Genomic DNA, 22229 nt, shown 5'->3' on the forward strand with positions numbered 1-22229 from the left:
CCCTTATCCGATGTTCGACAGTTTCAGCAAATGGCGCAGGTCGTTGAGCAGGTCCTTGCCCTTCACCGTCGGGTCGTAGCGCAGCACCAGATTGCCGTGAGGGTCGATGATCCACAGGTGCGGCGTGTCATTGCCCTGTGCGCCTTTGATGTAGGTCGGCAGGTCCAGTGAATAACGTTGCAGCTGCGGGTACTCTCGTTGAAGTTTAGTCTCGTAATCGCTGTGCAGCGGCTGCGCGATGGCCAGCGCATGGCTGGCGCGGGCAGCATCGCGGCCGAGGCCGATCTGGATCTGCCGAGCCAGATACACCAGCTGCTGGCAGTCCACCGAACAGTCCTTGGGCGCCGTCACCAGCAACTGCCAGCGGTCTTCTTGCGCCGGTACGCCGAGGTCAGCGCGGGTCTGGCCGTTGCCGATCAGTTCACCGTGATAACTGCGGCCCTCTGGCACCCAGAACTGCAATTTGTACATGCCGGTGGCGAGGATCATCGGACCCACCACTCCCAACAGGATCAGTAGCAACTGCAAGCGCCCGCGCCGCCGATTTACCGGCGTTTTCGCCTCAGACATGCCGGGTGGATTCATGACCGCTCCCATTATTGTTCTCCTTTGCGTTGTGCCATCCGAGATAGAGGTAAAGGCCGAGTAGGGCGATCGACAGGGCGAACCACTGCACGGCATAAGCCAAGTGTTTTTCCGGCCCCATGGCCACCACCGGCCAATCGGCCTGGTAGATCGCGGGACCGCTTTGCGCGCGTAATTCATAGGCGTAACCGTCACGGTCAAGCGCCGCCCAGAGCCTGGCCGGTTCAATGGCGGTGACCAGTTGTGGCCAGGTCGTGGTGTCTGGGTCCGCATGCAACTGGAACGTTGCGCCGGGGGAGACGTAGACCCAGGCGTCGAGGCTCAATGCTTGAGTCGGTGTGGTGAATGACGGTGGTGTGCGCCGATCCGGCCACGGCAACCAGCCGCGATTGACCAGCAGCCAGAGCCCGGTTGCCCGGTCCTGGAACGGTTGCAGCAGCTCGACCCCGACCTTGCCGTCGCGCTGACGGTTGTCCAGCAACAGGCTGTGTTCGGCATCGAACTGGCCGTGCAGGCGAACCCGGCGGAAGGCCGGATCTTCGGTGTGTTGCAGTTCAGTGCTGGCCATCGGTTCGGCCGCCCGGCGCTCGGCGTAGCTTTGCAGCAGCGCGCTTTTCTCCGCGCCCCGGCTCAACTGCCAGAACCCGAGCGACACCAGCAAAGGCAGCAGCATCGCGACCACGAGGGTCGGCACGAGGCCCGGCCGGAAGCGCTTCATGGCGTCGCCAGAAAGTCGGTAGTCGCGATAGCTATACTCAGATGCATCGCCTGTCCCCCCGGAGTGTCACCATGCTCAAAGCCGCCATCGTCCTGATGCTGATTGCCACGGTTGTCAGCCTGTTCAGCGGCCTGTTTTTTCTGGTCAAGGACGACAGCCACTCGAATCGCCTGGTCATCGCCTTGAGTGTTCGTGTTGCGCTGGCCGCCACCACTGTCGGCTTGATCGCCTGGGGTTTTTTCAGCGGTCAGTTGGTGTCTCACGTGCCTTGGTAGTCATGAAGCCAAGGCTCAGAGCACGTAGACGAAAACGAACAGACCGATCCACACCACGTCCACGAAGTGCCAGTACCAGCTCGCCGCCTCGAAGGCGAATTGATGGTCGGCATCGAAGTGTCCGCGCATGATCCGCATCAGCATGACAAACAGAATGATCGTGCCGATGGTCACGTGGGCGCCGTGGAAACCGGTGAGCATGAAGAAGGTCGCGCCGTAGATGCCGGAGCCCAGGGTCAGGCCCAGCTCGTGGTAGGCGTGCAGGTATTCTTCGGCCTGGAAACCGAGGAACGCGCAACCGAGCAACACGGTCAGTGCCAGCCAGATTTTCAGTGCGCCGCGATGGCCTTTCTTCAAGGCATGGTGAGCGATGGTCACGGTGACGCTGGAACTCACCAGCAGCACGGTATTGAGCAGCGGCAGGCCCCAAGGGCTGATGACTTCCTTGGGTGGAGGAAAGAGTTTCGAGTCCGGATTGTTCAGCAGCGGCCAAGTGAATTCAAACGCCGGCCACAACATGTGAGCGATGCCTTTGGTGCCTTCACCGCCCAGTGCCGGGCCGGCGATGTTGCGCACATAAAACAGTGCACCGAAAAAGGCGATGAAGAACATCACCTCCGAGAAAATGAACCAGCTCATGCCCCAGCGGAACGAGCGGTCCATCTGTGCGCTGTACAACCCTTGGCGACTTTCCTTGATCACCGTACCGAACCAGCCGAACAGCATGTAGGCCAGCAACAGTCCGCCGACGAAAAAGATCAGCGGGCCGTGGGATTCCGGCCGCGCAGCCTTAAGGTCGTTGAACCAGGTGCCTAGGCCGAACACCGTGACCAGCATGCCGACCGTGGCGATGATCGGCCATTTGCTCTGGGCTGGAACGTAATAATGTTCATGAGTTGCCATTTATTGTTCTCCTTATCGGGCACGCTTTAACGCCTAGCCGCCGGTGCTTGCTGCAACAGCCACGGGCGGATGACGTGCGGTGATATCGAACAGCGTGTAGGACAGCGTCAGGTGCTTCACATCCTTGGGCATGTCGCGGTCAACAATGAACCGTACCGGCATCTCGATGCGTTGACCGGGCTGCAGCACTTGCTGGGTAAAGCAGAAACATTCGGTCTTGTGGAAGTACGCCGCGGCTGCGCTGGGTGCGATGCTCGGCACCGCTTGGGCGCTCATCGGGCTATCGGTCGGGTTGTGTGCGATAAAAATCATCTCGTTCACCTCCCCCGGGTGTGCGACCAATTCATCGCCCTTGGGATAGAAGTCCCAAGCCATATCGGCGGCGTTGGTTGACAGAAACTGCACACGAACCTGCCGCGAGACGTCGACCGTTTGCTCGCCTTCGTACTGCCCGGCGGTTTTGCCATTGATGCCGAACGCCTGGCACATCACGTCGTAGATCGGCACCAGGGCAAAGCCGAAGACAAACATCGCCACCACCACCAGTAACAGGCGGGTGACCAGTTTCTTCGTCGAAATCGAATCAGCCATGATTTCTAACCTCCATCGACGTCCCTGTGGGAGCGGGCTTGCCCGCGATAGCGATATGTCTGACACACCGCATCGCATGCATCGCAGGCAAGCTAGCTCCCACAGGAATTCCTACAAGACCGAGGCGTTTCATTTCACTTCCGGCGGTGTGGTGAAGGTGTGATACGGCGCCGGCGACGGAATGCTCCACTCCAGACCTTCTGCCCCATCCCACGGTTTGGCCGGTGCCGGCTCGCCACCACGAATGGTCTTGATCACGATGAACAGGAAGAAGATCTGCGTGGCCCCAAACATGAACGCGCCGATCGACGACACCATGTTGAAGTCGGCGAATTGCAGGTTGTAGTCCGGAATCCGCCGCGGCATGCCCGCCAGACCCACGAAGTGCATCGGGAAGAACGCCATGTTCATGCCGATGAACGAGAGCCAGAAGTGCAGCTTGCCGAGGGTTTCGTCGTACATGTGGCCGGTCCATTTCGGCAGCCAGAAGTAGGCCGAGGCGAAGATCCCGAAGATCGCCCCCGGCACCAGCACGTAATGGAAGTGCGCGACCACGAAGTAGGTGTCCTGGTACTGGAAGTCCGCCGGAGCGATGGCCAGCATCAACCCTGAGAACCCGCCAATGGAGAACAGGATGACGAACGCCACGGCGAACAGCATCGGCGTCTCGAAGGTCAGCGAGCCTTGCCACATGGTGCTGGCCCAGTTGAACACCTTGACCCCGGTGGGCACCGCGATTAGCAACGTGGCGTACATGAAGAACAACTCGCCCACCAGCGGAATGCCGACTACGAACATGTGGTGCGCCCAGACGATGAACGACAGGAACGCAATACTCGCCGTGGCATAGACCATCGAGGTGTAGCCGAACAATGGCTTGCGCGAAAAGGCCGGAATGATCGAGCTGACGGCACCGAAGGCCGGCAGGATCATGATGTACACCTCGGGGTGACCGAAGAACCAGAACACATGTTGGAACAGCACCGGGTCACCGCCACCGGCGGCACTGAAGAAGCTGGTGCCGAAGTGGATGTCCATCAGCATCATGGTCACGCAGCCGGCCAACACCGGCATCACCGCGATCAGCAGGAACGCGGTGATCAGCCAGGTCCAGACGAACAGCGGCATTTTCATCAACGTCATGCCGGGGGCGCGCAGGTTGAGGATGGTCGCGATCACGTTGATCGCCCCCATGATCGAACTGATCCCCATCAAGTGGATGGCGAAGATGAAAAACGTCACGCTTTCCGGCGCATAGGTCGTCGACAGCGGTGCGTAGAAGGTCCAGCCGAAATTCGGCCCGCCACCGGGGGTGAACAGGGTCGATACCAGCAGCAGGAACGCTGCCGGCAACAGCCAGAAGCTGAAGTTGTTCATCCGCGGCAAGGCCATGTCCGGCGCGCCGATCATCAACGGGATCATCCAGTTGGCGAGGCCGACGAAGGCCGGCATCACCGCACCGAACACCATCACCAGGCCGTGCATGGTGGTCATCTGGTTGAAGAATTCCGGCTGGACGATTTGCAGTCCCGGCTGGAACAGCTCGGCACGAATCACCATGGCGAACGAGCCGCCCAGCAGGAACATGGTGAACGCAAACCACAGGTACAGCGTGCCGATATCCTTGTGGTTGGTGGTCAGCACCCAGCGCATCAGGCCTTTGGCGGGGCCGTGGGCGTGGGCGGTGCCGGTATGAACATGCTCATCGACTACAACTGTCATGTCCTGTCTCCTGCAAACGGATGGGCTGGGCGGGCCGGGGCGTCATGCCCCGAGCGGTTCCTTACGTACGCAATAGACCGGCTCATTTGCTTTCCGCCTGTTTCAGCTCCAGCACTTCTTTAGGGGTGACCATGTCGCCTTTGTTGTTGCCCCAGGCGTTACGTTCGTAGGTCACGACCGCTGCGATATCGACTTCCGAAAGCTGCTTGCCGAACGCCGCCATGGCGGTGCCGGGCTTGCCGTGGAAGACAAGATTCAGGTGATCCTTGATCGGTCCGGTGGCAATTTTCGAGCCCTTGAGTGCCGGGAACATCGGCGGCAGGCCTTGGCCTTCAGCCTGGTGACAGGCCACGCAGGTGGTGTGATAGACCTTGTCGCCGCGCTCTTTGAGCTCGTCCAGGGTCCATTCCTTGCTGGTCAGCTCTTTGAGCTGCGCAGCTTCCGCCTTGCGTTCGCCCAGCCAGGTTTCGTAATCGGCCTTTTCCTTGACCTCGACCACAATCGGCATGAAGCCGTGATCCTTGCCGCACAGCTCGGCGCACTGGCCACGGTAGATGCCGGGCTTTTCGATACGGGTCCAGGATTCATTGACGAAGCCCGGAATCGCATCGCGCTTGACCGCGAAGGCCGGCACCCACCAGGAGTGGATGACGTCGGCGGAAGTCACCAGAAAGCGCACCTTGGCACCGATCGGCAGCACCAGCGGCTTGTCGACCTCTAGCAGGTAATGCTCGCCCTTGGCTTCTTTGTTGTGGATCTGATCGGCGGGGGTGGTCAGGTTGCTGAAGAATTCGACGTCCTGGCCCAGGTATTTGTAGTGCCACTTCCACTGATAACCGGTGACCTGGATATCGATATCCGGCTCCGTGTTGTCGTACATCTTGATCAGGGTCGCGGTGGCGGGAACCGCCATGGCCACCAGAATCAGAAGGGGCACGATGGTCCAGAGGATTTCGACGGTGGTGCTTTCATGAAATTTTGCAGCCACCTGCCCGGTAGAGCGGCGGTGGAGGATCATCGACCAGAACATGGCGCCGAAGACGATGATGCCGATCACTACACAGATCCAGAAAATGGTCATGTGCAGATCGAATACTGCGTGACTGATTTCAGTCGCTCCAGGCGCCATATTCACAGTCCAGGCCGCTTGCGCCTGACTGAAAATCGACCACAACAGGAGGCCCATCCAGACATGTGGATGTCGCATCATTGCGGGTTCCCCTTATAGTTCTTTTTATCCCGCCGGCTTTCACCTGCGGCAAGGGAGCGGCTTTTTCAGACTACGAACTTGAATCGCCGAGCCTTGCTGCATATGCAGTCGGGCGTCATCAGCTAACTCCATTCAGAACCGAGTATAGACAGCGACCGCCACCTCGCAACGCGATGGCGTAAATCAACCGAAACAGGTTGGACTTGCGTTCCAGGTCACGAATGGAGAAGGATGCAGACGAGTGGTGGCAAATGGATATAACGTAGACGTCTCAAGGATGAAATAATTATGACAAATGCGTCTTAGCCTTTTTCGTAAGCCAGCTAAGTTATGTCTTCCCTATTTCATTGCCTTTGTTTCCTGGAGTTTTCATGAACACCGCCGCATTGCGCGAGCAGATCCAAAAAGCCCAACAACACGAGGCCGAGACCGGCCTGTTAACTCGTCAACTGGAAACTCAACTGCCACACCTGCATTCCGCCATCCAGCTACCGGATGTCGATGCCAACGGCGTGATGACGCGTTTTGTGGCCGCGTATATAGAACAAGTGCCGGACCTGCTGGACGCAGCCAATGAAGTCGCACGGGAAGCGGGTATCGAATCGCAGATCAAACCGGTGCTGACAATCGCCGAGCAGTTTTTCCTCCAGCCGCCGGCGATCATGGCCGGTCATGTCGGCCTGGATGGCCTGCTGGATGAAGCTTATCTGGCGCATCGGTTGGTCGAAGAGGTTAACGATCTGTACATCAAGCATTTTGGCCAGCCATTGATCCCCTTGGACATGACTGTGGCCAACCTGATTGCCCACCAACTGATCGGCGAGGAATTTGCCAATCAACTGGATGAGGCCGTGCATCACGCCGTGGACGAGATGCTTGACGATGAAAGTTTCGCGCTGGAGTCGGTAGAAGCCTACCGCGATAAACTCAACAGCCCGGACACCGGCGCTGCGTGGAAGCGCTGGCCGTGCCTGTCGCGCCAATTGGGCGTGGGCCTTGAGCTGGATCAGCCAGCGGCATAAGTCTATGCAATACCTGTAGGAGCGAGGCTTGCCCGCGAAGGCGGCGTGACATTCAACATTGATGTCGACTGACACACCGCCTTCGCGGGCAAGCCTCGCCCCTACAAGTGGCTTAAGCGGCTGAGCCTACTCCGGTCGTGGTACGCAACCGTCCTTCAAGCCTGCGCTTCAATCCCCGCGCTTCGATTATCAGCTTCGAACCCTTGGCCGCATTGGCCCGACCCCACTCCTCCAGCAACTCCAGACACGAGTGATCGATGTAACTCAGGTTATTGAGCGGCACATGCACCGTTGCGCCTGCCGGAATGCTCCCCAGCACTTGGGTCAACGCCGGTACCTTGAGGAAGGTCGCCGCCCCCACCAGTCGCAACTCCATCTCGCCGTCTGCCGGAAGATCGATCAGGCTGATTTTCAGGCGCGAAGCCTTCCAGGCCAGTTTGGCCAGTGTCAGGCCGAAGCCGATCAATACGCCGGTCAACAGGTCGGTGAAGATGATTGCCAGTGCGGTCGCCGCATACGTAAACATCGGCATCCGGCCATAACGGCCCAGACCGCGAAAGGCCTTGAGGTCCACCAGTTTGAAACCGGTATAAACCAGAACCCCCGCCAGACTCGCCACCGGAATGCTTTGCAGCACGCTCGACAGCAGCAGCACGAAAGCCAGCAACCACAGACCATGAAACACGGTCGATAGTCGAGTAGTAGCGCCGGCCTGAACGTTGGCCGAGCTGCGCACGATTACCCCGGTCATCGGCAGCGCGCCGAGCAGACCACACAGCATGTTGCCCACACCTTGCGCCGACAGTTCACGATCGAAGTCCGAGCGCTGGCCGTTGTGCATTCGGTCCACGGCGGCGGCTGACAGCAAGGTTTCGGCGCTGGCGATAAAGGCCACGGCGAAGGCGGCGATCAGCAGGGTCGGGTCGGCGAGGTTGAGCAAGTCTGCCGGGCGCAGCCAATCGATGGCTTCTGCCAGGTTGGCCGGGACTTCCACGCGTTTGACTTGCAATGCGAGCACGAGGCTGGCGACCGTTGCCAGGCCGACCCCGAGCAATGCTCCGGGAACGAAACGCAGGGAGTGCGGACGGAATTTTTCCCACAGCCACATCACGGCAATGGTCGACAGCCCGAGCAAACCCGCTTGCCAGCCAAACGAAGGCAAAGCCTGAATCACTGCAGCGGGGAAGGCCGCCAGATTATCCAGCCCTGAGGGTTTGGGCACGGCATCGAGCATCACATGCACCTGTGACAGCACGATCAGCACCCCAATCCCGGCGAGCATGCCGTACACCACCGCCGGCGCCGTGACCCGAAACCAGCAACCCAGTTTCAGGCGCCCGGCCACCAATTGCAGAAAACCCGCCAGCAGCAGGATCGGCCCGAGCATGGCGATACCATGCTGGCGCACCAGTTCGAACACCAATACCGCCAGACCCGCCGCCGGGCCGCTGACTTGCAGCGGCGATCCGGCAAGCCAGCCGACTACCAGGCCACCGATGATGCCGGTGATCAGACCTTTGGCCGGCGGCAGCCCCGAGGCGATGGCGATACCCATGCACAAGGGCAGGGCGACCAGAAAGACAACCACCGAAGCCAGTAGCTCCCGTGGCAGAACAGCTTTTAGTTGAGCAGCACGCATGGTGACTCTCCCGAAGTTTTCTTCAGACATGGCAAAGCCGGCTGCCAGATCAGCAGCCTCGGCTAAACCACACGGAGGATTTAGAAGCGCGCTTTAGGCGTCGCCACCGGAATCGGATGACTGCCATCGAGCGGCAGGAAACACCCCTGATCCGCGTCGTAAGCTTTGATTTCGCTGGTTTCGATGTTGTAGACCCAACCATGGATAAACAGCTGACCATTGGCCATGCGCGAGGCCACCGACGGGTGTGTGCGCAAATGCTGCAACTGAGCGATCACATTCTCCTCGGTGAGGATATGCATGCTCTCGTTTTCGTCAGTGCAATGGCAGTTGTCTTGAACCATGGTTTTCGCCACTTCCGCATGACGCAGCCAAGCCTTTACCGTCGGCATCTTTTCCAGGCTCTGCGGATTGAGTACCGCGCGCATGGCGCCACAGTCAGAGTGCCCGCAGATAATGATGTGCTGCACGCCAAGAGCCAGCACCGCGTACTCGATGGCCGTGGAAACACCGCCGTTCATTTGCCCATAGGGCGGCACGACGTTGCCGACGTTGCGGGTCACGAACAAGTCGCCTGGGGCGCTTTGGGTAATCAGTTCGGGAACGATGCGTGAATCGGCACACGCGATGAACATCGCTCGAGGCCGCTGGGCCGTGGCGAGTTTTTTGAAGAGTTCTTCCTGCTGTGGAAAGATCTCGTGATGAAAGTGCAAAAAGCCGTCAACGATATGCTGCAGCGCTGCATCGGCGGTTTCCGCCTCGGGTTGGGCTGAAGCCGACGCAGCCAACGGCTGTTTATCCTTGTCACTCATGATTCATCCTCTTTGGCGGAGTCAGGGAATTTTCCCGTTTTGTCCGGTATGAAGCCAGTGGCTGTTTAAAAAACGTCCAGGTCGCAAGGCCAGACCCGTCAGTCACTCGATGAACAAGGTAGCGGTTGAAACTTAACTCAAACTGAATAAAACGCTCTAGAACGAGTGTTCCAGGTCACCAAAAACGTGACCAGCCTAAACGCGGCGTATCGTTTTCTCTACTCAACCATAGGGCCAATTGTCCTTAAATCAACGACATTTGGCGACCCGGCGGACAAAAGGCTTCGCAATCCAGATTGAAACCTTCCCGACGATTGAGCCCCAGACGTTTGATGGTTTTGGCGAAGCGCTGCGCCAACAGATCCGCAAACGGTCCTTCACCGCGCATTCTGGCACCGAACCGGCTGTCGTAGAGCTCACCACCACGGCTTTGGCGAATCAGGCTCAACACATGAGCTGCGCGCTGAGGATAGTGGGCAGCCAGCCACTCTTCGAACAGCGGCGCCACTTCCAGCGGCAGGCGCAACATCATGTAGGCCGCGCTTTGCGCGCCGGCCGCATGAGCTTCGGTCAGCAGGCTTTCGAGTTCGCTGTCGTTGATCATTGGAATCATAGGGGAACACAAAACGCCCACCGGAATCCCGGCCTCGTGCATCACCCGGATGGCCCGCAGTCGTGCCTTGGGTGCCGCGGCGCGAGGTTCGAGAATGCGTTTGAGTTCATCATCCAGCGTGGTCAGGCTGATCATCACCGCCACCAGCCTTTGTTCGGCGAGTTCGGCCAACAAGTCCAGATCGCGAAGAATCAGCGAGCCCTTGGTGATGATGGTCACCGGATGGTGGTAACGCAGCAGCACTTCGAGAGTCTTGCGGGTGATTCTGTGTTCACGTTCGATGGGCTGATAGGGATCGGTATTGGAACCCAGATTGATCGGCGCGCATTGATAGCCGCGCTTGGACAGTTGTTCTTCCAGCACATCGGCGGCGTTGGTCTTGGCAATCAGTTTGGTTTCGAAATCCAGCCCCGGTGACATATCCCAATAGGCGTGGCTGGGCCGTGCGTAGCAATAGATGCAGCCGTGCTCGCAGCCGCGATAGGGATTGATCGAACGATCGAACGGCAGGTCTGGCGAGTTGTTGCGGGTGATGATGGTTTTCGCCGTCTCAATGCGCACCTCGGTGCCTTGGGTGATCGGCGCTTCCTGATACCAGCCGTCATCCTCGGCCACTGAACAGTTAGGCGCGAAGCGGTTGTGCGGGTTGGTGGCGGTACCGCGGCCGCGGGGTGGCAGAGGCGTATTCATCGACAAAAGTCCGGTAGCTGTATGTGCATACAGTATCCGAAGCTCAGGTGACAGACTAGTGCCGTTCGGCAGCTTCATACCTTGGATAACCAAGTTAACTAACACGATGAATTGTGCCCCGCAGCAGTCATCGCGAGAAACAGATATAAAGTGGTGCGCTTACAATAAATGCCATTACTATCCATTCCTCACGAAGTTGTCGTGGATCAATAATTAGAAGGATCTAATCATGTCGCTTTTTAATCAGCGCGGTATTTTTTTACAACTGCTGGCGCCAAATATCACCAGCCCGCATGAAGCCCAGGTATCGATGCAACTTGCACGTAAAGAGTTGGAGTGGGATGCGGTAAATAAGGTGGAGACCACAGCACTGGTCGACTCCGTCTATGTGACAGCGGTTTCCAACGATGCTGGCCGGTCCTTCACGATCAAGACCATCAACAGCGATGTGGACGGGGACGGCGATATTGATAATGATGACAAGGCCAAACTTCTGGTTTTGGCCAAGGCTTATTCCAGTATTGTAAATCCCTGAAGTTTATAGTTGTTGCCAAGCCTGCATGAGTACGTGCAGGCCTGGTTTTATCTCCCTTTACTGATTCAGTCCCGTGCCGGAGTTAGTCTCGAAACTAATGCATCACTGAAAGTCAGAGTTTTTTCTGTATATAACGTCAATCAGCGAAGTCGGGTACTTTGACTGCAACACCCTGGATGACCCTCTGTGTCGAAAACAGCTATTTATTCACGATTCTTTGACAGTGGCCTCACAGGCCTTTGACTGCCCCAGGTTCAGGATGTCGGTTACTTCTCCACACTTCACGGTCAACCTGAGCATGCCACTACTGCGCCTTTTACCCGCGATGCTCTTTTTGTCGCTGGCCGCATTTTTCAACCTGACGCTTGCCTACGCTGACGACTCGGCTATACCTCGGCCCTCGGAGTGGGCTCAACCGGTAGAGGCCAAATACAACCTTTTTAAAATGTCCCCGACGCTGTATCGCAGTGCATTGCCCGACCGCACAGCGGTACCGTTGCTGGAGAAACTCAAGGTCGGCACTGTCATCAATTTCCTGCCCGAGTCGGACTCGACCTGGTTGTCCACACCCGGAATCACCCGGATACAGTTGCCTTACCGCACCAATCACGTGGATGACAGTGATGTGATCAAGGCTCTTCGCACGATTCAGACCGCCGAAGCCAAAGGCCCGGTGCTGATGCACTGCAAGCATGGTTCGGATCGCACTGGCCTGATGGCTGCGATGTACCGAGTGGTCGTGCAGGGCTGGAGCAAGGAAGATGCCTTGAATGAAATGACCCAAGGTGGCTTTGGTGACAGCACCCATTTCAAGGATGGGGTGCGTTACATGATGCAGGCCGATGTCGACAAACTTCGTACGGCGCTGGCCAATGGTGATTGCAGCACCAGCCCATTTGCCAGTTGCTCGATGAAGAACTGGTTCAAATCGGCCCATGTCGAGTAAGTAATACCTCCCACTGCATGGCGCAGTGGAAGGTTGTTTCCAGCACTCAGTGCTCGTCTGGCTTCTTCTTCAACTTCGGGTTCGGAAAAAACTGCACGGCCTGGACCTTGGCGTCCGGCACCTTGAGTGCTGAAGTATTGACCCGTGTGCCCAATTCCTTGGGCACCGACAGACCTTGTTCATTCAGCGTATCGGAATAACCGCAGGCCACGCACTCGCGATGCGGAACGGTGTCTTCGCTCCACATCATCAACTTGTCCGGCTCGCTGCAGGCCGGGCAGACCGCCCCGGCGATAAAGCGTTTTTTGGTAATCACAGGTCCCTCACTCATGCTGCCGCGTCCTCACTCAGGCCGCTGTGGCGCAAGAGTGCGTCAATCGATGGCGCACGGCCACGGAAGTCGACGAACAGCACCATCGGTTCTTGGGAACCGCCCCGCGCCAGGATCGCTTCACGGAACGCACGACCGGTCTCGGCATTGAGCACGCCGTCTTCTTCGAACTTCGAGAAGGCATCGGCCGACAATACTTCAGCCCATTTATAGCTGTAGTAACCCGCCGCGTAACCGCCGGCGAAGATGTGAGCGAAGCTGTTGGGGAAACGGTTGTAGGCCGGCGGACGCATGACCGAGACCTCGTCACGCACGCCTTCGAGCACTTGCAGCACGCTACGACCGTCGCCGTGAGTAGCGTGCAATTCGAAGTCGAACAGCGAGAATTCCAGCTGGCGGACCATCATCAGGCCGGACTGGAAGTTCTTCGCCGCGAGCATTTTCTCCAGCAAGTCCTGAGGCAACGGCTCGCCGGTTTCGTAGTGACCGGAAATCAGCGCCAGGCCTTCCGGCTCCCAGCACCAGTTTTCCATGAACTGGCTTGGCAGCTCGACCGCATCCCAAGCCACGCCATTGATGCCGGACACGCCAGCATGCTCGACGCGGGTCAGCAGGTGATGCAGGCCGTGACCGAATTCGTGGAACAGCGTAGTCACTTCATCGTGGGTCAGCAGGGCCGGTTTACCGCTGTCGGCCGGGGTGAAATTGCACACCAGATTCGCCACCGGGCTTTGCAGCACGCCGTTGATCGTGCGGCGATGATCGCGAGCGCCGTCCATCCAGGCACCGCCGCGTTTGTTGGCGCGGGCATACAGGTCGAAGAAGAACCGGCCGACGTGCTGGCCGTTTTCCTTGATTTCGAACAGGCGAACGTCCGGATGCCAGGTATCGAAGCCTTTCAGCTCGGCGATCTCGATGCCGTACAGGCGCTGGACGATGCTGAACAAACCACCCAGCACCTTGTCGATCGGGAAGTACGCGCGAAGGGTTTCCTGGGCGACGCTATAGCGCTGTTCGCGAAGTTTTTCACCGTAGAAACCACTGTCCCAGCTTTGCAGATCCGGGCAACCTTGTTCGGCGGCATAGGCCTTGAGTTGTTGCAGATCCTGGGCGGCGAACGGCTTGCTGCGTTTGGCCAGGTCGCGTAGGAAACTCAATACCTGATCGTTGGACTCGGCCATTTTGGTGGCCAGGCTCAGCTCCGAGAAGCTGGAGAAACCCAGTAGCTTTGCCAGTTCCTGACGCAGGTCGAGGATTTCTTCCATGACCGGGCCGTTGTCATTCTGACCGGCATTCGGCCCTTGGTCCGACGCACGGGTGCAGTAGGCGGCGTAGACTTCTTCACGCAGGGCGCGGTCCTGGGCGTAGGTCATCACCGCGTAGTAACTCGGGAATTCCAGGGTGATCAACCAGCCATCCAGCTCTTTGGCTTGTGCGGCGGCGGCCATTTGCGCCTTGGCCGACTCGGTCAGGCCGGCGAGGGCGGCTTCGTCGGTGACGTGCTTGGTCCAGGCCTGGGTGGCGTCGAGCAATTGATTGGAGAAGCGGCTGCCCAGCTCCGACAGTTTGCTCTGCACATCGGCGTAACGCTTTTGCTCAGCCGCAGGCAGGTCGATACCCGACAGGCGGAAGTCACGCAGGGCGTGTTCCAGGATGGTTTTCTGCGCCACGTCGAAACCGGCGGCCTCTGGGCTGTTGGCCAGCGCTTCATAAGCCTGAAACAGTTCACGGTTCTGGCCCAACTCGGTGGCGTAGGCGCTCAAGGCCGGCAGGCAGGACTCATAGGCTTCGCGCAACTCGGCACTGTTGCACACGGCATTGAGGTGGCTGACCGGGCTCCAGGCGGCGCCCAGACGATCGTTGAGCTCATCCATCGCCAACACCAGGCCGGCCCAGGTCGGTTGTGTGCCTTGGGTTTGGAGGATATCGACGATGGCGGCGCGGTTGTCAGCCAGGATCTTTTCAATGGCCGGTTGCACGTGTTCGGCACGGATCGCCGAGAACGGCGGCAGGTCGTAGGACTGCAGAAGAGGGTTGTTCACGCTCACGGTTGGCACCTTGGCTGGAAAACATGCGGGGAAGAAACATGGCCCCATCTTAATTACAATCGACGCTCACCGCAGCTATCAGCAAAAGAGAGAGAGCCTATCGTGACCCTTCGCAAGTATCAGAACCACACGCCGCTGCTGGGCAAAGGCGCCTTTGTCGACGGCTCGGCGGTGGTGATCGGCGACGTCGAAATCGGCGAAGACAGCTCCGTCTGGCCCCTGACAGTGATCCGCGGCGACATGCATCGCATCCGAATCGGTGCACGCACCAGCGTGCAGGACGGCTGCGTGTTGCACATTACCCACGCCGGACCATTCAACCCCGATGGCTTCCCGCTGTTGATCGGTGACGATGTGACCATCGCGCATAAAGTCATGCTTCATGGTTGCGCCGTGGGTAACCGGATTCTGATCGGCATGGGCAGCATCGTCATGGACGGTGCGGTGGTCGAGGACGATGTGATCATCGGCGCTGGCAGCCTGGTACCCCCGGGCAAGCGCCTGGAAAGCGGGTTCCTCTACGTCGGTAGCCCGGTGAAACAGATCCGGCCGCTGACTGACAAGGAAAAAGCCTTTTTCACCTACAGCGCGGCGAACTACGTGAAGCTCAAGGACCTGCATCTGGCCGAAGGCTACGACCAGCTCTAAGCCTCTTGATAATGGAAAGTGTCTCGCTATTGCCCAGGAATTTTCATGCATTACCAAACCGTACTGTTCGACCTCGATGGCACGCTGACCGATCCGCGTGAAGGCATCACCCGTTCCATCCAGTTCGCCCTGAGCAAACTGGGGATCGATGAACCGGACCTGACCAGGCTCGAGCACTTCATCGGCCCGCCGTTGTTGCAGGCATTCATGCAGTTCTACGACTTCGACGAGCCCAAGGCCTGGGAAGCGGTGAACTTCTATCGCGAGCGCTTCAAGGTCACCGGCCTGTATGAGAACCGGGTGTTCGATGGCGTCATGCCGCTGCTGGAAACCCTCGGTGGGCAAGGGCGACAGCTGTACATCGCGACTTCAAAACCATGGATTTTCGCCCGGGAAATCGCCCGGCACTTCGACTTCGCCAAGCATTTCAAAGTGATTTACGGCAGTGAACTGGATGGCACGCGGACCAACAAGGTCGAGCTGATTGCGCACTTGATGAGCGAAGAAGGCCTGGACCCGGCCAACACGCTGATGATTGGTGACCGTAAACACGATCTGATCGGCGCTCGCAGCAATGGACTGGACGCGGCGGCGGTGGGTTATGGGTTTGGCAGCCGGGAAGAGTTGAGCGCCGAAGCACCGGCATATCACTTCGAGACGCTGGATGAGTTGCATCAGGCGTTTTTGCGGCGCTGATCAAAACCCTTCGCGGGCAAGCCTCGCTCCTACAGGGAGTCTTCGATCATCTGTAGGAGCGAGGCTTGCCCGCGAAGAGGCCCGCTCAGCCGCCGGGGCTCTTTGATCCCGCCAACACTTTCAACGCCGCCTTACGTTCCCCAACCGGTAACGCGCCCAACCTCTCCACCGCCGCATAAAACCTCATCCAATCCCCATCGATCTGCCTGAACAACGCGGCAAACGCCGGCACCCATTGGTCATACAAACCAAACGGCAGTAGCCGGGCGTTGTTCATCGGGGCGTTGATCCAAGCGTCGTAGCGTTTATTTCCGGCCCATTGGCTGTCGCGCAGCATCCGGTATTCACGGCGCAATTGTACGAACTCTGCCGCTTTCCGTTCACGCATTTGCTCGGCAGGCAGCGGCAGCGTGTAAAGCCGTTCCAGCCTCTTGCGGGCGTCCAGAATCAATTGGATGAACTGATCGCGTTGCTGCTCCAAAACTCCATTATCCGGCGGCATGCCGCGGAATGCGCGCCATTGCCGAGTGCCTTCCTGCTCGACGAAGGTGGCGAAGGACTCGTTGAACTCGGTGTCGTCTTTCACATAAAAACGTTGATGGGCGAGTTCGTGAAAAATCAGCGTCGCCAGCCGTTCGTCGCCCCAACCCATCATTGAGCTCATGATCGGGTCGTTGAACCAACCGAGCGTCGAATAGGCCTCGACACCGCCAATCGACACATCCATACCTTGCAATCGTTGCAACGCGGCCTCACCGCGGGCAGCGCTCTGGCTGTAATACCCGCGATAGGCGACGCAGCCAGCGATGGGGAAGCAATGGTTTTGCGGTTTCAGCGAAAACTCCGGCGTGGCAAAGACGTTCCAGACTACAAACGGTCGGCCGATGTCGGCGTACAGGCGGTAGCTCTGGTTGTCCGGCAGGTGCAGATGTTGGCTGGCGAATGCCCGGGCCTTTTGTGATTGCACCAGATGCGCGCGCAATTGCTGATCGCGGCCGGGATCGGCAATCACACTGGAAACCGGCTCCCGTGCCTGCAGCAAATGCAGCTGACCACTGGCCAATTGGCCGTAATAGCTGACGCTTGCGCAACCGTTGAGCAACAAAAAAATCACACCCGGAAACAAAATGCGTAAAACGCGATCAAGTAACCCAAGGCTTGGACGCGGCCTGATCAAAATAAAAACATCCCTGGAAAGTCTGCCCGCAAGACTATCCCGCCTATTGGAGCTCCGCTATGCGCAAGTTGATGCTGACGGGAGGCCTGCTGATGCTGGCCGGTTGTGCTGGACTGCCCACCCCTGATCCTTCACAGGCATGGATCGATCTGGATTCACGGCAGGAAGACACCGCGCTGCAAGCCGTGGAAGTCGATGACAAGGCTTCCATCGATAAGCGCTACTTCGAGGTGCAGCCGGGTAGCCATGAGCTGACGGTTCGCTACTTGTTCGCAGTCCAGCCGACCAACATTGGCCCCGGCGCCGACCCCCTGTGGCGCGACTGCCAGTTGAATGTGAAATTCAAGGACTTCAACGCCGGTCAGCGGTATCAGCTGCAAGCGGGGTATATCGGCTTTCGGCCGTGGGCGAAGCTCTACGATCAACAGCGAAAAGTGATTGGGCAGGGCACACCGGCAGGCTGCCAACGTACTTGATCGACGCTATGCTGAATTATCAGTCCTTGGGAAATTCATCATGCGCAGGTTGTTGCTGTTGCTCGCTGCAGGCGCCTTTGTCGGGTGCACGAGTCCGTTGCCGGCGGTCGATCCGCAAATGGCCTGGGTCGACTTCGCTACGCCGAGCCCCGGCGGGAAACTGCTGATGGCCGAACGGCTGGACAACCAGCGGCTGAGCGACGGGCGTTACTTCCAGGTCACCCCGGGTAGCCATGAACTGAGGGTACGTTTCGATTTTGAAGTGTTTGGTGGCGGCTCGGGCTTGATGAATGCTCCGCTGGAGCGGCTGTGCTATCTGACCATCAACTACGACCATTTCGAGGCCGGCCAGCGTTACCTGCTGGAAGCGCGTTCTATAGCGTTCACCCCCAGCGCCCGGCTGTACAACGCCAAGCGGGAGATTGTCGCCGAGGATCGACTGACCAATTGCGTCATGTGAGACGAATCAACGGTCATTTTTTTGGTAGATGATTTTCTTGGTGCCGCCTTCGCATGAGCCGACGACCATGTTCTGATCGTGAACTTCGTCGTTGGTGACGATTTCCAGGGTGTAGGACGAGACGTTATTGGCCTGAATCTTGGCTTCGATCTCGGCCTTGAGTTCCTCACAGGATTTCGGTGCCGCGAGGGCCGATGTGGCCAGCGTGCAACAGATAACCGCCAAGGCAAAACGTTTCATGGTTGAAGCTCCCTTAAGGCAGCGCGCATGGTGATGCGCTGAAGCTGCTGTCATTTATTCGACCACAGTTTTATCTGTCAGGTTATGTTTCAGGGCAAAAAAAGACCGCAACCTGCGGAAGGGAGCCCGCGAAGGCCGCGATCTTTTATCAGCTATCAACCCTTTATCAGCTGACCAACGTCGCATCCAGGCTGATTTTCGCATTGAGTACTTTGGACACCGGGCAGCCTTCTTTGGCTTTGTTGCTCAGCTCCTCGAATTGCGCCTGGGTCGCCCCGGGGATTTTCGCCTTGAGAATCAGTTTTACCGCAGTGATTGCGAAGCCACCGTCTACCTGGTCCAGAGTGACTTCGGCAGTGGTGTCGATGCTGTCAGCCTTAAGGTTGGCCTCGCCGAGAATCATTGAAAATGCCATGGAGAAACACCCCGCGTGAGCCGCGCCGATCAGCTCTTCCGGATTGGTGCCTTTACCCCCTTCGAAACGGGCCTTGAAGCCGTAGGGCGCGTCTCTGAGGACACCGGTTTCCGTGGAAATCGAGCCAATACCGGTTTTCAGATCACCTTCCCAATGAGCCGATGCTTTCTTTGTGATAGCCATGTCTGCCTCCTCAAGATCCGGCGCGAAACGTCGCGCCTTCGTGGTTTTCGGTTACCAGGGTTCTGAGGATAGACCGTCAGGCAAAGTTCACCTCATCTGATCGGTCCTCTAATCGCGTAGGAATTTTGTCTCTCCTATTGAAACTCGGGTATATGCCCTCATTGCATAGAGCACGCTTATAGATTCGGCAGGTTTCGTTCGTGAAAAAACCTGCTTACCCATTGGAGAAGCAGGTTCATGAAACGACTGTCTGATATCAAGTTTTCGACCCTCGATCTGGTGCCCGTTCGGGAGAACGGCAGTGCGGCCCAGTCCCTGCACAATTCCCTGGATCTGGCGCAGCACGTCGAAAAGTTCGGCTATAACCGCTTCTGGGTCGCCGAGCACCACAACATGGACGGGATCGCCAGTTCGGCGACCTCTGTTCTGCTGGGCTATCTGGCCGGTGGCACTTCGACCATTCGTGTCGGTTCGGGTGGCGTGATGTTGCCCAACCACGCGCCGCTGGTGATCGCCGAGCAGTTCGGCACCCTTGAAAGTCTGTACCCGGGTCGGATCGACCTGGGCCTGGGTCGTGCCCCCGGCTCCGATCAGATGACCGCCCGCGCCTTGCGTCGTGAGCGTTCCGGCAGCGCCGACGACTTCCCGGAAGACGTGGCCGAACTGATGCGATACCTCGGTCCACGCACGCCGGACCAACGGATCATTGCTATGCCAGGTACCGGCACCAACGTCCCGATCTGGTTACTGGGTTCGAGCCTGTTCAGTGCTCAACTGGCCGGTGAGCGCGGTTTGCCCTACGCCTTCGCCTCGCATTTCGCACCGCGCTTCATGCATGAGGCGATTCGCGTTTACCGCAACCACTTCAAGCCTTCCGCGGTTTTGGATAAGCCTTACGTAATGCTCGGCGTGCCACTGGTGGCCGCGGACACCGATGAGCAAGCTGATTACCTGGCCACTTCGGTCTACCAGCGGATTCTCGCGTTGATGCGTGGCCAGAGCCTGGTGCAACGCCCGCCAGTGAAGACCATGGACGGCCTGTGGCTGCCCCATGAGAGAGAAGCGGTCGGTGATTTCCTTGGCCTGGCCATGGTCGGCAGCCCGCAGAAAATCCGCGCCAAGCTCGAAGTGCTTGTCGAACAGACTCAGGCCGACGAGCTGATTTTCACCTGTGACCTGTACGAACATGCCGATCGCCTGCACTCCTATGAGTTGCTGGCGCAGGTCATGAAGGGCTGAGGAGCAAACAGCGCCCACAAAAAAGCCGACGCCATTGCGTCGGCTTTTCCATTTTCGAGGGCGGTCAGCCCTGCTTGTAGACGATTTGCCTGGAGCCTTTTTCACAGGTGCCGACGACTTTTCCGTCAGCTGCAGCGCCTTTGTCGATGATCTCCAGTGTGTAATTGGCAATACCCTTGGCATCCAGTTTCGCTGCGATTTCGGCTTTAAGCTCATCACACGACTTGCCTTGGGCAAAGGCTGTTCCCGCAAGGCTCAACAGACCTAGCGCCAAAATAAACTTCTTCATGGGTTGCACTCCCTGGTCGGATCAATAGGGTGAGGGCATCCAGCTATCGGCCGGACGCACTCACCGCGTAGCGCTTTGCCATTCCCTATGGCAGTCGGCCGGTGCGCAAGTTCAGAAGGCTAGCTTAAGCTCAGCTACTGGCAATCCGGAATCCGACTTTGAGCGTTACCTGAAAGTGTGCAGCTTTGCCGTCCTTGATGTGCCCACGGGTTTCGGTCACTTCAAACCATTCCATATACTTGAGGCTTTTGTTGGCTTCGGCCAGGGCATTGTTGATGGCGTCTTCGATGCTGGTGGTGGATGAGCCAACCAGCTCGACTTTCTTGTAGGTGTGATGGTCAGTCATGGCGTTCTCCTTGAGGTGTGAAATACAGCCTAGCAGTGATTTTTTTTATTTCTTCTGTCGACCAATCCGGGGGGAAGCTCAGATTTACTGCACTTTCTCGAACCTCTGAAGTCCCAACCAACACACGCACTCATCAACAATGCAGGAGAGCCACCATGGCCAATACCTCGTTACGCAAAGCCTCATTGCAAAGCATGGAAGCCGAAATCGAGAGTCTGCTGAAATCGTTGGAAAGCCTGAAGGACGACGCCTCGGACGAGTCGCGTAAAACCCTTAAAACGCTGAAAATCAACGCCGAAAACGCACTGAAACATTCGCGTCATCTGCTCTCCGATGCCTATGAAGAGGTCAAGGTCAAAACCCGTGAAACCGGGATCGCGACACGTGACTACGCCCAGGAACACCCTTGGACTACCGCCGGTGTCGCCGTTGGTGCATTGGGTCTTCTCGCGGCCTACCTGCTGTGCAAACGCGGTAATTAAGGCGCCTGGCGCAGTTCGTTTTTAAGCCATTGCGCCAATTGCCGAGCGCGCCCGTCCGCGGCGCGCTTGGGTAGCCACAACGCCAGTTGCGCCGGGGTTTCACAGAAACCCCATGGCGCAACCAGACGACCGGCTTTCAAATCCTCGGCCACCAGCGGCTCGGGCGCGATGGCTACACCCAGTCCGGCCACTGCCGCCTCCAGCAAATAATACAAATGCTCGAACCCCTGACCGTACTTCAACGCCTTGGCGTCGAGGCCGCTTTGCTGTGCCCAACTCGGCCAGGCTTGCGGGCGTGAGGTGGTGTGCAGCAAGGGTTCGGTCAACAGGGCGTTTGCCGGTGCGTTCTGCAGCCTTTCGTAGCCGACGAATCGTGGGCTCATGACCGGGCCGATGCGTTCGCTGGCCAATTCGTAGACCTGCATGTCCGCCGGCCAGGGTGGCTCGGCAAATACCAACAAGGCATCCAGGCCGGGTCGCCGTGGATCGAGATCGCCTTCGCCAGCCGACAGATGCAAACGCAGATCCGGCAGGTCCGCATTGAGCCGCCCCAAACGCGGAATGAACCAGCGCGCCAGCAGACTACCCGAGCAGCCGAGCACGAATGGCGCATCGGCGGTGCTTTGGGTCAGTTCGGCGCAAACGCTGCGCAATCGCTCGAAGGCTTCACCGCTGACATCGCGCAAACGGACACCGGCATCTGTGAGTTTCAGGCCGCGTCCATCCTTGAAGAACAGACTCACGCCGAGGTGTTCTTCCAACACCTTGAGTTGTCGGCTGACCGCACCATGAGTGACGTGCAGCTGTTCGGCGGCCTGACTGACGCTGTTCAGGCGGGCAGTGGCTTCGAAGGCGCGAAGGGCGTTCAGGGGAGGAAGGTCGTGGCTCATGGAATCTGTGAGTTTTCCTGACAGGTTGTGTCGATCTTATCGGTTTTC

Annotated in this window: 27 protein-coding genes; 10 read left to right on the forward strand and 17 right to left on the reverse strand. The window is 58.2% G+C overall.

Annotated features, from left to right (window positions below; genetic code table 11):
- Window positions 1-3: 3 nt before the first annotated feature.
- Both AB4O41_RS17270 and AB4O41_RS17275 read right to left on the reverse strand, forming a co-directional pair.
- Window positions 4-597: a hypothetical protein gene (locus AB4O41_RS17270; RefSeq protein WP_460144061.1), complete on the reverse strand. Its 594-nt coding sequence runs from the start codon at window positions 595-597 to the stop codon at window positions 4-6.
- Window positions 563-1303: an SURF1 family protein gene (locus tag AB4O41_RS17275; protein WP_460144062.1), complete on the reverse strand. Its 741-nt coding sequence runs from the start codon at window positions 1301-1303 to the stop codon at window positions 563-565. Before AB4O41_RS17275 ends, AB4O41_RS17270 begins: the two co-directional genes overlap by 35 nt.
- 71 nt (window positions 1304-1374) lie before the next feature.
- Here AB4O41_RS17275 and AB4O41_RS17280 point away from each other — a divergent pair, with 71 nt between their 5' ends.
- Window positions 1375-1578, forward strand: coding sequence for a twin transmembrane helix small protein (locus AB4O41_RS17280; protein ID WP_030129650.1), 204 nt, complete (start codon window positions 1375-1377; stop codon window positions 1576-1578).
- A gap of 15 nt (window positions 1579-1593) precedes the next feature.
- Here the strand turns inward: AB4O41_RS17280 and AB4O41_RS17285 are convergent, their stop codons facing one another.
- From AB4O41_RS17285 to coxB, 4 genes are all read right to left on the reverse strand, one after another.
- Window positions 1594-2481 (reverse strand): cytochrome c oxidase subunit 3, encoded by an 888-nt coding sequence (locus AB4O41_RS17285; protein WP_460144063.1) that lies wholly within the window; start codon window positions 2479-2481, stop codon window positions 1594-1596.
- Between the two features lie 33 nt (window positions 2482-2514).
- Window positions 2515-3072 carry a cytochrome c oxidase assembly protein gene (locus AB4O41_RS17290; RefSeq protein ID WP_460144064.1) on the reverse strand — a complete coding sequence of 186 codons (558 nt, stop codon included), beginning with the start codon at window positions 3070-3072 and terminating at the stop codon, window positions 2515-2517.
- Between the two features lie 129 nt (window positions 3073-3201).
- Window positions 3202-4794: a cytochrome c oxidase subunit I gene (gene ctaD / locus AB4O41_RS17295; RefSeq protein ID WP_460144065.1), complete on the reverse strand. Its 1593-nt coding sequence runs from the start codon at window positions 4792-4794 to the stop codon at window positions 3202-3204.
- Window positions 4795-4876: 82 nt separating this feature from the next.
- Window positions 4877-6004, reverse strand: a complete 1128-nt coding sequence (gene coxB / locus AB4O41_RS17300; protein ID WP_460144066.1) for a cytochrome c oxidase subunit II — start codon at window positions 6002-6004, stop codon at window positions 4877-4879.
- Window positions 6005-6375: 371 nt separating this feature from the next.
- Between coxB and AB4O41_RS17305 the strand changes: the two genes are divergently transcribed.
- On the forward strand, window positions 6376-7026 hold the full coding sequence (locus tag AB4O41_RS17305) for a hypothetical protein (protein WP_460144067.1): 651 nt from the start codon (window positions 6376-6378) through the stop codon (window positions 7024-7026).
- Window positions 7027-7138: 112 nt separating this feature from the next.
- Here AB4O41_RS17305 and AB4O41_RS17310 read toward each other — a convergent pair whose 3' ends face one another.
- The 3 genes from AB4O41_RS17310 to AB4O41_RS17320 all read right to left on the reverse strand — a co-directional run bounded on the left by AB4O41_RS17310 (window position 7139) and on the right by AB4O41_RS17320 (window position 10780).
- Window positions 7139-8665 (reverse strand): SulP family inorganic anion transporter, encoded by a 1527-nt coding sequence (locus tag AB4O41_RS17310; protein ID WP_460144068.1) that lies wholly within the window; start codon window positions 8663-8665, stop codon window positions 7139-7141.
- A gap of 80 nt (window positions 8666-8745) precedes the next feature.
- The gene (locus tag AB4O41_RS17315) at window positions 8746-9477 is read right to left on the reverse strand and encodes a carbonic anhydrase (RefSeq protein WP_123356889.1); all 732 of its coding nucleotides are present in this window, start codon (window positions 9475-9477) and stop codon (window positions 8746-8748) included.
- Window positions 9478-9721: 244 nt separating this feature from the next.
- Window positions 9722-10780, reverse strand: coding sequence for a PA0069 family radical SAM protein (locus tag AB4O41_RS17320; protein ID WP_460144069.1), 1059 nt, complete (start codon window positions 10778-10780; stop codon window positions 9722-9724).
- Window positions 10781-11009: 229 nt separating this feature from the next.
- On the opposite strand from AB4O41_RS17320, the gene AB4O41_RS17325 reads away from it, so the two are divergent.
- Together AB4O41_RS17325 and AB4O41_RS17330 are read left to right on the forward strand one after the other, a co-directional pair.
- A complete protein-coding gene (locus tag AB4O41_RS17325) occupies window positions 11010-11315 on the forward strand; it encodes a hypothetical protein (RefSeq protein ID WP_460144070.1) in 306 nt (101 codons plus the stop codon).
- A gap of 298 nt (window positions 11316-11613) precedes the next feature.
- The gene (locus AB4O41_RS17330) at window positions 11614-12261 is read left to right on the forward strand and encodes a dual specificity protein phosphatase family protein (RefSeq protein ID WP_460148369.1); all 648 of its coding nucleotides are present in this window, start codon (window positions 11614-11616) and stop codon (window positions 12259-12261) included.
- 46 nt (window positions 12262-12307) lie between these two features.
- Here the strand turns inward: AB4O41_RS17330 and AB4O41_RS17335 are convergent, their stop codons facing one another.
- Window positions 12308-12592 (reverse strand): YheV family putative zinc ribbon protein, encoded by a 285-nt coding sequence (locus AB4O41_RS17335; RefSeq protein WP_460144071.1) that lies wholly within the window; start codon window positions 12590-12592, stop codon window positions 12308-12310.
- On the reverse strand, window positions 12589-14640 hold the full coding sequence (prlC, locus tag AB4O41_RS17340) for an oligopeptidase A (protein WP_460144072.1): 2052 nt from the start codon (window positions 14638-14640) through the stop codon (window positions 12589-12591). The genes AB4O41_RS17335 and prlC overlap by 4 nt, the downstream gene beginning before the upstream one ends.
- A gap of 102 nt (window positions 14641-14742) precedes the next feature.
- Between prlC and AB4O41_RS17345 the strand changes: the two genes are divergently transcribed.
- Together AB4O41_RS17345 and AB4O41_RS17350 are read left to right on the forward strand one after the other, a co-directional pair.
- Window positions 14743-15288: a gamma carbonic anhydrase family protein gene (locus tag AB4O41_RS17345; RefSeq protein ID WP_007902790.1), complete on the forward strand. Its 546-nt coding sequence runs from the start codon at window positions 14743-14745 to the stop codon at window positions 15286-15288.
- A gap of 45 nt (window positions 15289-15333) precedes the next feature.
- The gene (locus tag AB4O41_RS17350) at window positions 15334-15984 is read left to right on the forward strand and encodes an HAD family hydrolase (RefSeq protein WP_460144073.1); all 651 of its coding nucleotides are present in this window, start codon (window positions 15334-15336) and stop codon (window positions 15982-15984) included.
- An 85-nt stretch (window positions 15985-16069) separates the two neighbouring features.
- On the opposite strand, the gene AB4O41_RS17355 is transcribed toward AB4O41_RS17350, so the two are convergent.
- On the reverse strand, window positions 16070-17161 hold the full coding sequence (locus tag AB4O41_RS17355) for an aminopeptidase (RefSeq protein WP_460144074.1): 1092 nt from the start codon (window positions 17159-17161) through the stop codon (window positions 16070-16072).
- A 59-nt stretch (window positions 17162-17220) separates the two neighbouring features.
- On the opposite strand from AB4O41_RS17355, the gene AB4O41_RS17360 reads away from it, so the two are divergent.
- Complete coding sequence (locus AB4O41_RS17360; protein WP_460144075.1) at window positions 17221-17637, forward strand: PA0061/PA0062 family lipoprotein; 417 nt, start codon at window positions 17221-17223, stop codon at window positions 17635-17637.
- A gap of 40 nt (window positions 17638-17677) precedes the next feature.
- The gene (locus AB4O41_RS17365) at window positions 17678-18097 is read left to right on the forward strand and encodes a PA0061/PA0062 family lipoprotein (protein ID WP_123720043.1); all 420 of its coding nucleotides are present in this window, start codon (window positions 17678-17680) and stop codon (window positions 18095-18097) included.
- A gap of 6 nt (window positions 18098-18103) precedes the next feature.
- Here the strand turns inward: AB4O41_RS17365 and AB4O41_RS17370 are convergent, their stop codons facing one another.
- Entirely contained in the window at window positions 18104-18337 is a 234-nt protein-coding gene (locus tag AB4O41_RS17370) for a DUF1161 domain-containing protein (protein WP_048397315.1), read from the reverse strand.
- 166 nt (window positions 18338-18503) lie between these two features.
- On the reverse strand, window positions 18504-18935 hold the full coding sequence (locus AB4O41_RS17375; protein ID WP_008008030.1) for an OsmC family protein: 432 nt from the start codon (window positions 18933-18935) through the stop codon (window positions 18504-18506).
- 237 nt (window positions 18936-19172) lie between these two features.
- Between AB4O41_RS17375 and AB4O41_RS17380 the strand changes: the two genes are divergently transcribed.
- Window positions 19173-20174, forward strand: coding sequence for an LLM class flavin-dependent oxidoreductase (locus AB4O41_RS17380; RefSeq protein WP_460144076.1), 1002 nt, complete (start codon window positions 19173-19175; stop codon window positions 20172-20174).
- 64 nt (window positions 20175-20238) lie between these two features.
- Here the strand turns inward: AB4O41_RS17380 and AB4O41_RS17385 are convergent, their stop codons facing one another.
- Both AB4O41_RS17385 and AB4O41_RS17390 read right to left on the reverse strand, forming a co-directional pair.
- On the reverse strand, window positions 20239-20463 hold the full coding sequence (locus AB4O41_RS17385; RefSeq protein WP_460144077.1) for a DUF1161 domain-containing protein: 225 nt from the start codon (window positions 20461-20463) through the stop codon (window positions 20239-20241).
- A 130-nt stretch (window positions 20464-20593) separates the two neighbouring features.
- Window positions 20594-20809 carry a dodecin gene (locus tag AB4O41_RS17390; protein ID WP_007902773.1) on the reverse strand — a complete coding sequence of 72 codons (216 nt, stop codon included), beginning with the start codon at window positions 20807-20809 and terminating at the stop codon, window positions 20594-20596.
- A 155-nt stretch (window positions 20810-20964) separates the two neighbouring features.
- Here AB4O41_RS17390 and AB4O41_RS17395 point away from each other — a divergent pair, with 155 nt between their 5' ends.
- Window positions 20965-21291: an ElaB/YgaM/YqjD family protein gene (locus AB4O41_RS17395; RefSeq protein WP_007902771.1), complete on the forward strand. Its 327-nt coding sequence runs from the start codon at window positions 20965-20967 to the stop codon at window positions 21289-21291.
- Here AB4O41_RS17395 and AB4O41_RS17400 read toward each other — a convergent pair.
- Window positions 21288-22181: a LysR family transcriptional regulator gene (locus tag AB4O41_RS17400; protein ID WP_460144078.1), complete on the reverse strand. Its 894-nt coding sequence runs from the start codon at window positions 22179-22181 to the stop codon at window positions 21288-21290. The two genes, AB4O41_RS17395 and AB4O41_RS17400, sit on opposite strands and share 4 nt — an antisense overlap.
- Window positions 22182-22229 lie beyond the last annotated feature (48 nt).

This window comes from Pseudomonas sp. S2_A02 (genome assembly GCF_054668495.1).

Excerpts from the sequence above, each read along its gene's own strand:
- AB4O41_RS17370 (WP_048397315.1), bottom strand. The coding sequence starts at position 18,337 with ATGAAACGTTTTGCCTTGGCGGTTATCTGTTGCACGCTGGCCACATCG.
- AB4O41_RS17275 (WP_460144062.1), bottom strand. The coding sequence starts at position 1,303 with ATGAAGCGCTTCCGGCCGGGCCTCGTGCCGACCCTCGTGGTCGCGATG.
- AB4O41_RS17325 (WP_460144070.1), top strand. The coding sequence starts at position 11,010 with ATGTCGCTTTTTAATCAGCGCGGTATTTTTTTACAACTGCTGGCGCCA.
- ctaD (WP_460144065.1), bottom strand. The coding sequence starts at position 4,794 with ATGACAGTTGTAGTCGATGAGCATGTTCATACCGGCACCGCCCACGCC.
- AB4O41_RS17385 (WP_460144077.1), bottom strand. The coding sequence starts at position 20,463 with ATGAAGAAGTTTATTTTGGCGCTAGGTCTGTTGAGCCTTGCGGGAACA.
- AB4O41_RS17335 (WP_460144071.1), bottom strand. The coding sequence starts at position 12,592 with ATGAGTGAGGGACCTGTGATTACCAAAAAACGCTTTATCGCCGGGGCG.
- AB4O41_RS17285 (WP_460144063.1), bottom strand. The coding sequence starts at position 2,481 with ATGGCAACTCATGAACATTATTACGTTCCAGCCCAGAGCAAATGGCCG.
- AB4O41_RS17310 (WP_460144068.1), bottom strand. The coding sequence starts at position 8,665 with ATGCGTGCTGCTCAACTAAAAGCTGTTCTGCCACGGGAGCTACTGGCT.
- AB4O41_RS17360 (WP_460144075.1), top strand. The coding sequence starts at position 17,221 with ATGCGCAAGTTGATGCTGACGGGAGGCCTGCTGATGCTGGCCGGTTGT.
- AB4O41_RS17380 (WP_460144076.1), top strand. The coding sequence starts at position 19,173 with ATGAAACGACTGTCTGATATCAAGTTTTCGACCCTCGATCTGGTGCCC.
- AB4O41_RS17305 (WP_460144067.1), top strand. The coding sequence starts at position 6,376 with ATGAACACCGCCGCATTGCGCGAGCAGATCCAAAAAGCCCAACAACAC.
- AB4O41_RS17375 (WP_008008030.1), bottom strand. The coding sequence starts at position 18,935 with ATGGCTATCACAAAGAAAGCATCGGCTCATTGGGAAGGTGATCTGAAA.
- AB4O41_RS17280 (WP_030129650.1), top strand. The coding sequence starts at position 1,375 with ATGCTCAAAGCCGCCATCGTCCTGATGCTGATTGCCACGGTTGTCAGC.
- AB4O41_RS17290 (WP_460144064.1), bottom strand. The coding sequence starts at position 3,072 with ATGGCTGATTCGATTTCGACGAAGAAACTGGTCACCCGCCTGTTACTG.
- coxB (WP_460144066.1), bottom strand. The coding sequence starts at position 6,004 with ATGATGCGACATCCACATGTCTGGATGGGCCTCCTGTTGTGGTCGATT.
- AB4O41_RS17395 (WP_007902771.1), top strand. The coding sequence starts at position 20,965 with ATGGCCAATACCTCGTTACGCAAAGCCTCATTGCAAAGCATGGAAGCC.
- AB4O41_RS17315 (WP_123356889.1), bottom strand. The coding sequence starts at position 9,477 with ATGAGTGACAAGGATAAACAGCCGTTGGCTGCGTCGGCTTCAGCCCAA.
- AB4O41_RS17390 (WP_007902773.1), bottom strand. The coding sequence starts at position 20,809 with ATGACTGACCATCACACCTACAAGAAAGTCGAGCTGGTTGGCTCATCC.
- AB4O41_RS17365 (WP_123720043.1), top strand. The coding sequence starts at position 17,678 with ATGCGCAGGTTGTTGCTGTTGCTCGCTGCAGGCGCCTTTGTCGGGTGC.
- AB4O41_RS17330 (WP_460148369.1), top strand. The coding sequence starts at position 11,614 with ATGCCACTACTGCGCCTTTTACCCGCGATGCTCTTTTTGTCGCTGGCC.
- AB4O41_RS17270 (WP_460144061.1), bottom strand. The coding sequence starts at position 597 with ATGGGAGCGGTCATGAATCCACCCGGCATGTCTGAGGCGAAAACGCCG.
- AB4O41_RS17320 (WP_460144069.1), bottom strand. The coding sequence starts at position 10,780 with ATGAATACGCCTCTGCCACCCCGCGGCCGCGGTACCGCCACCAACCCG.
- AB4O41_RS17400 (WP_460144078.1), bottom strand. The coding sequence starts at position 22,181 with ATGAGCCACGACCTTCCTCCCCTGAACGCCCTTCGCGCCTTCGAAGCC.
- AB4O41_RS17350 (WP_460144073.1), top strand. The coding sequence starts at position 15,334 with ATGCATTACCAAACCGTACTGTTCGACCTCGATGGCACGCTGACCGAT.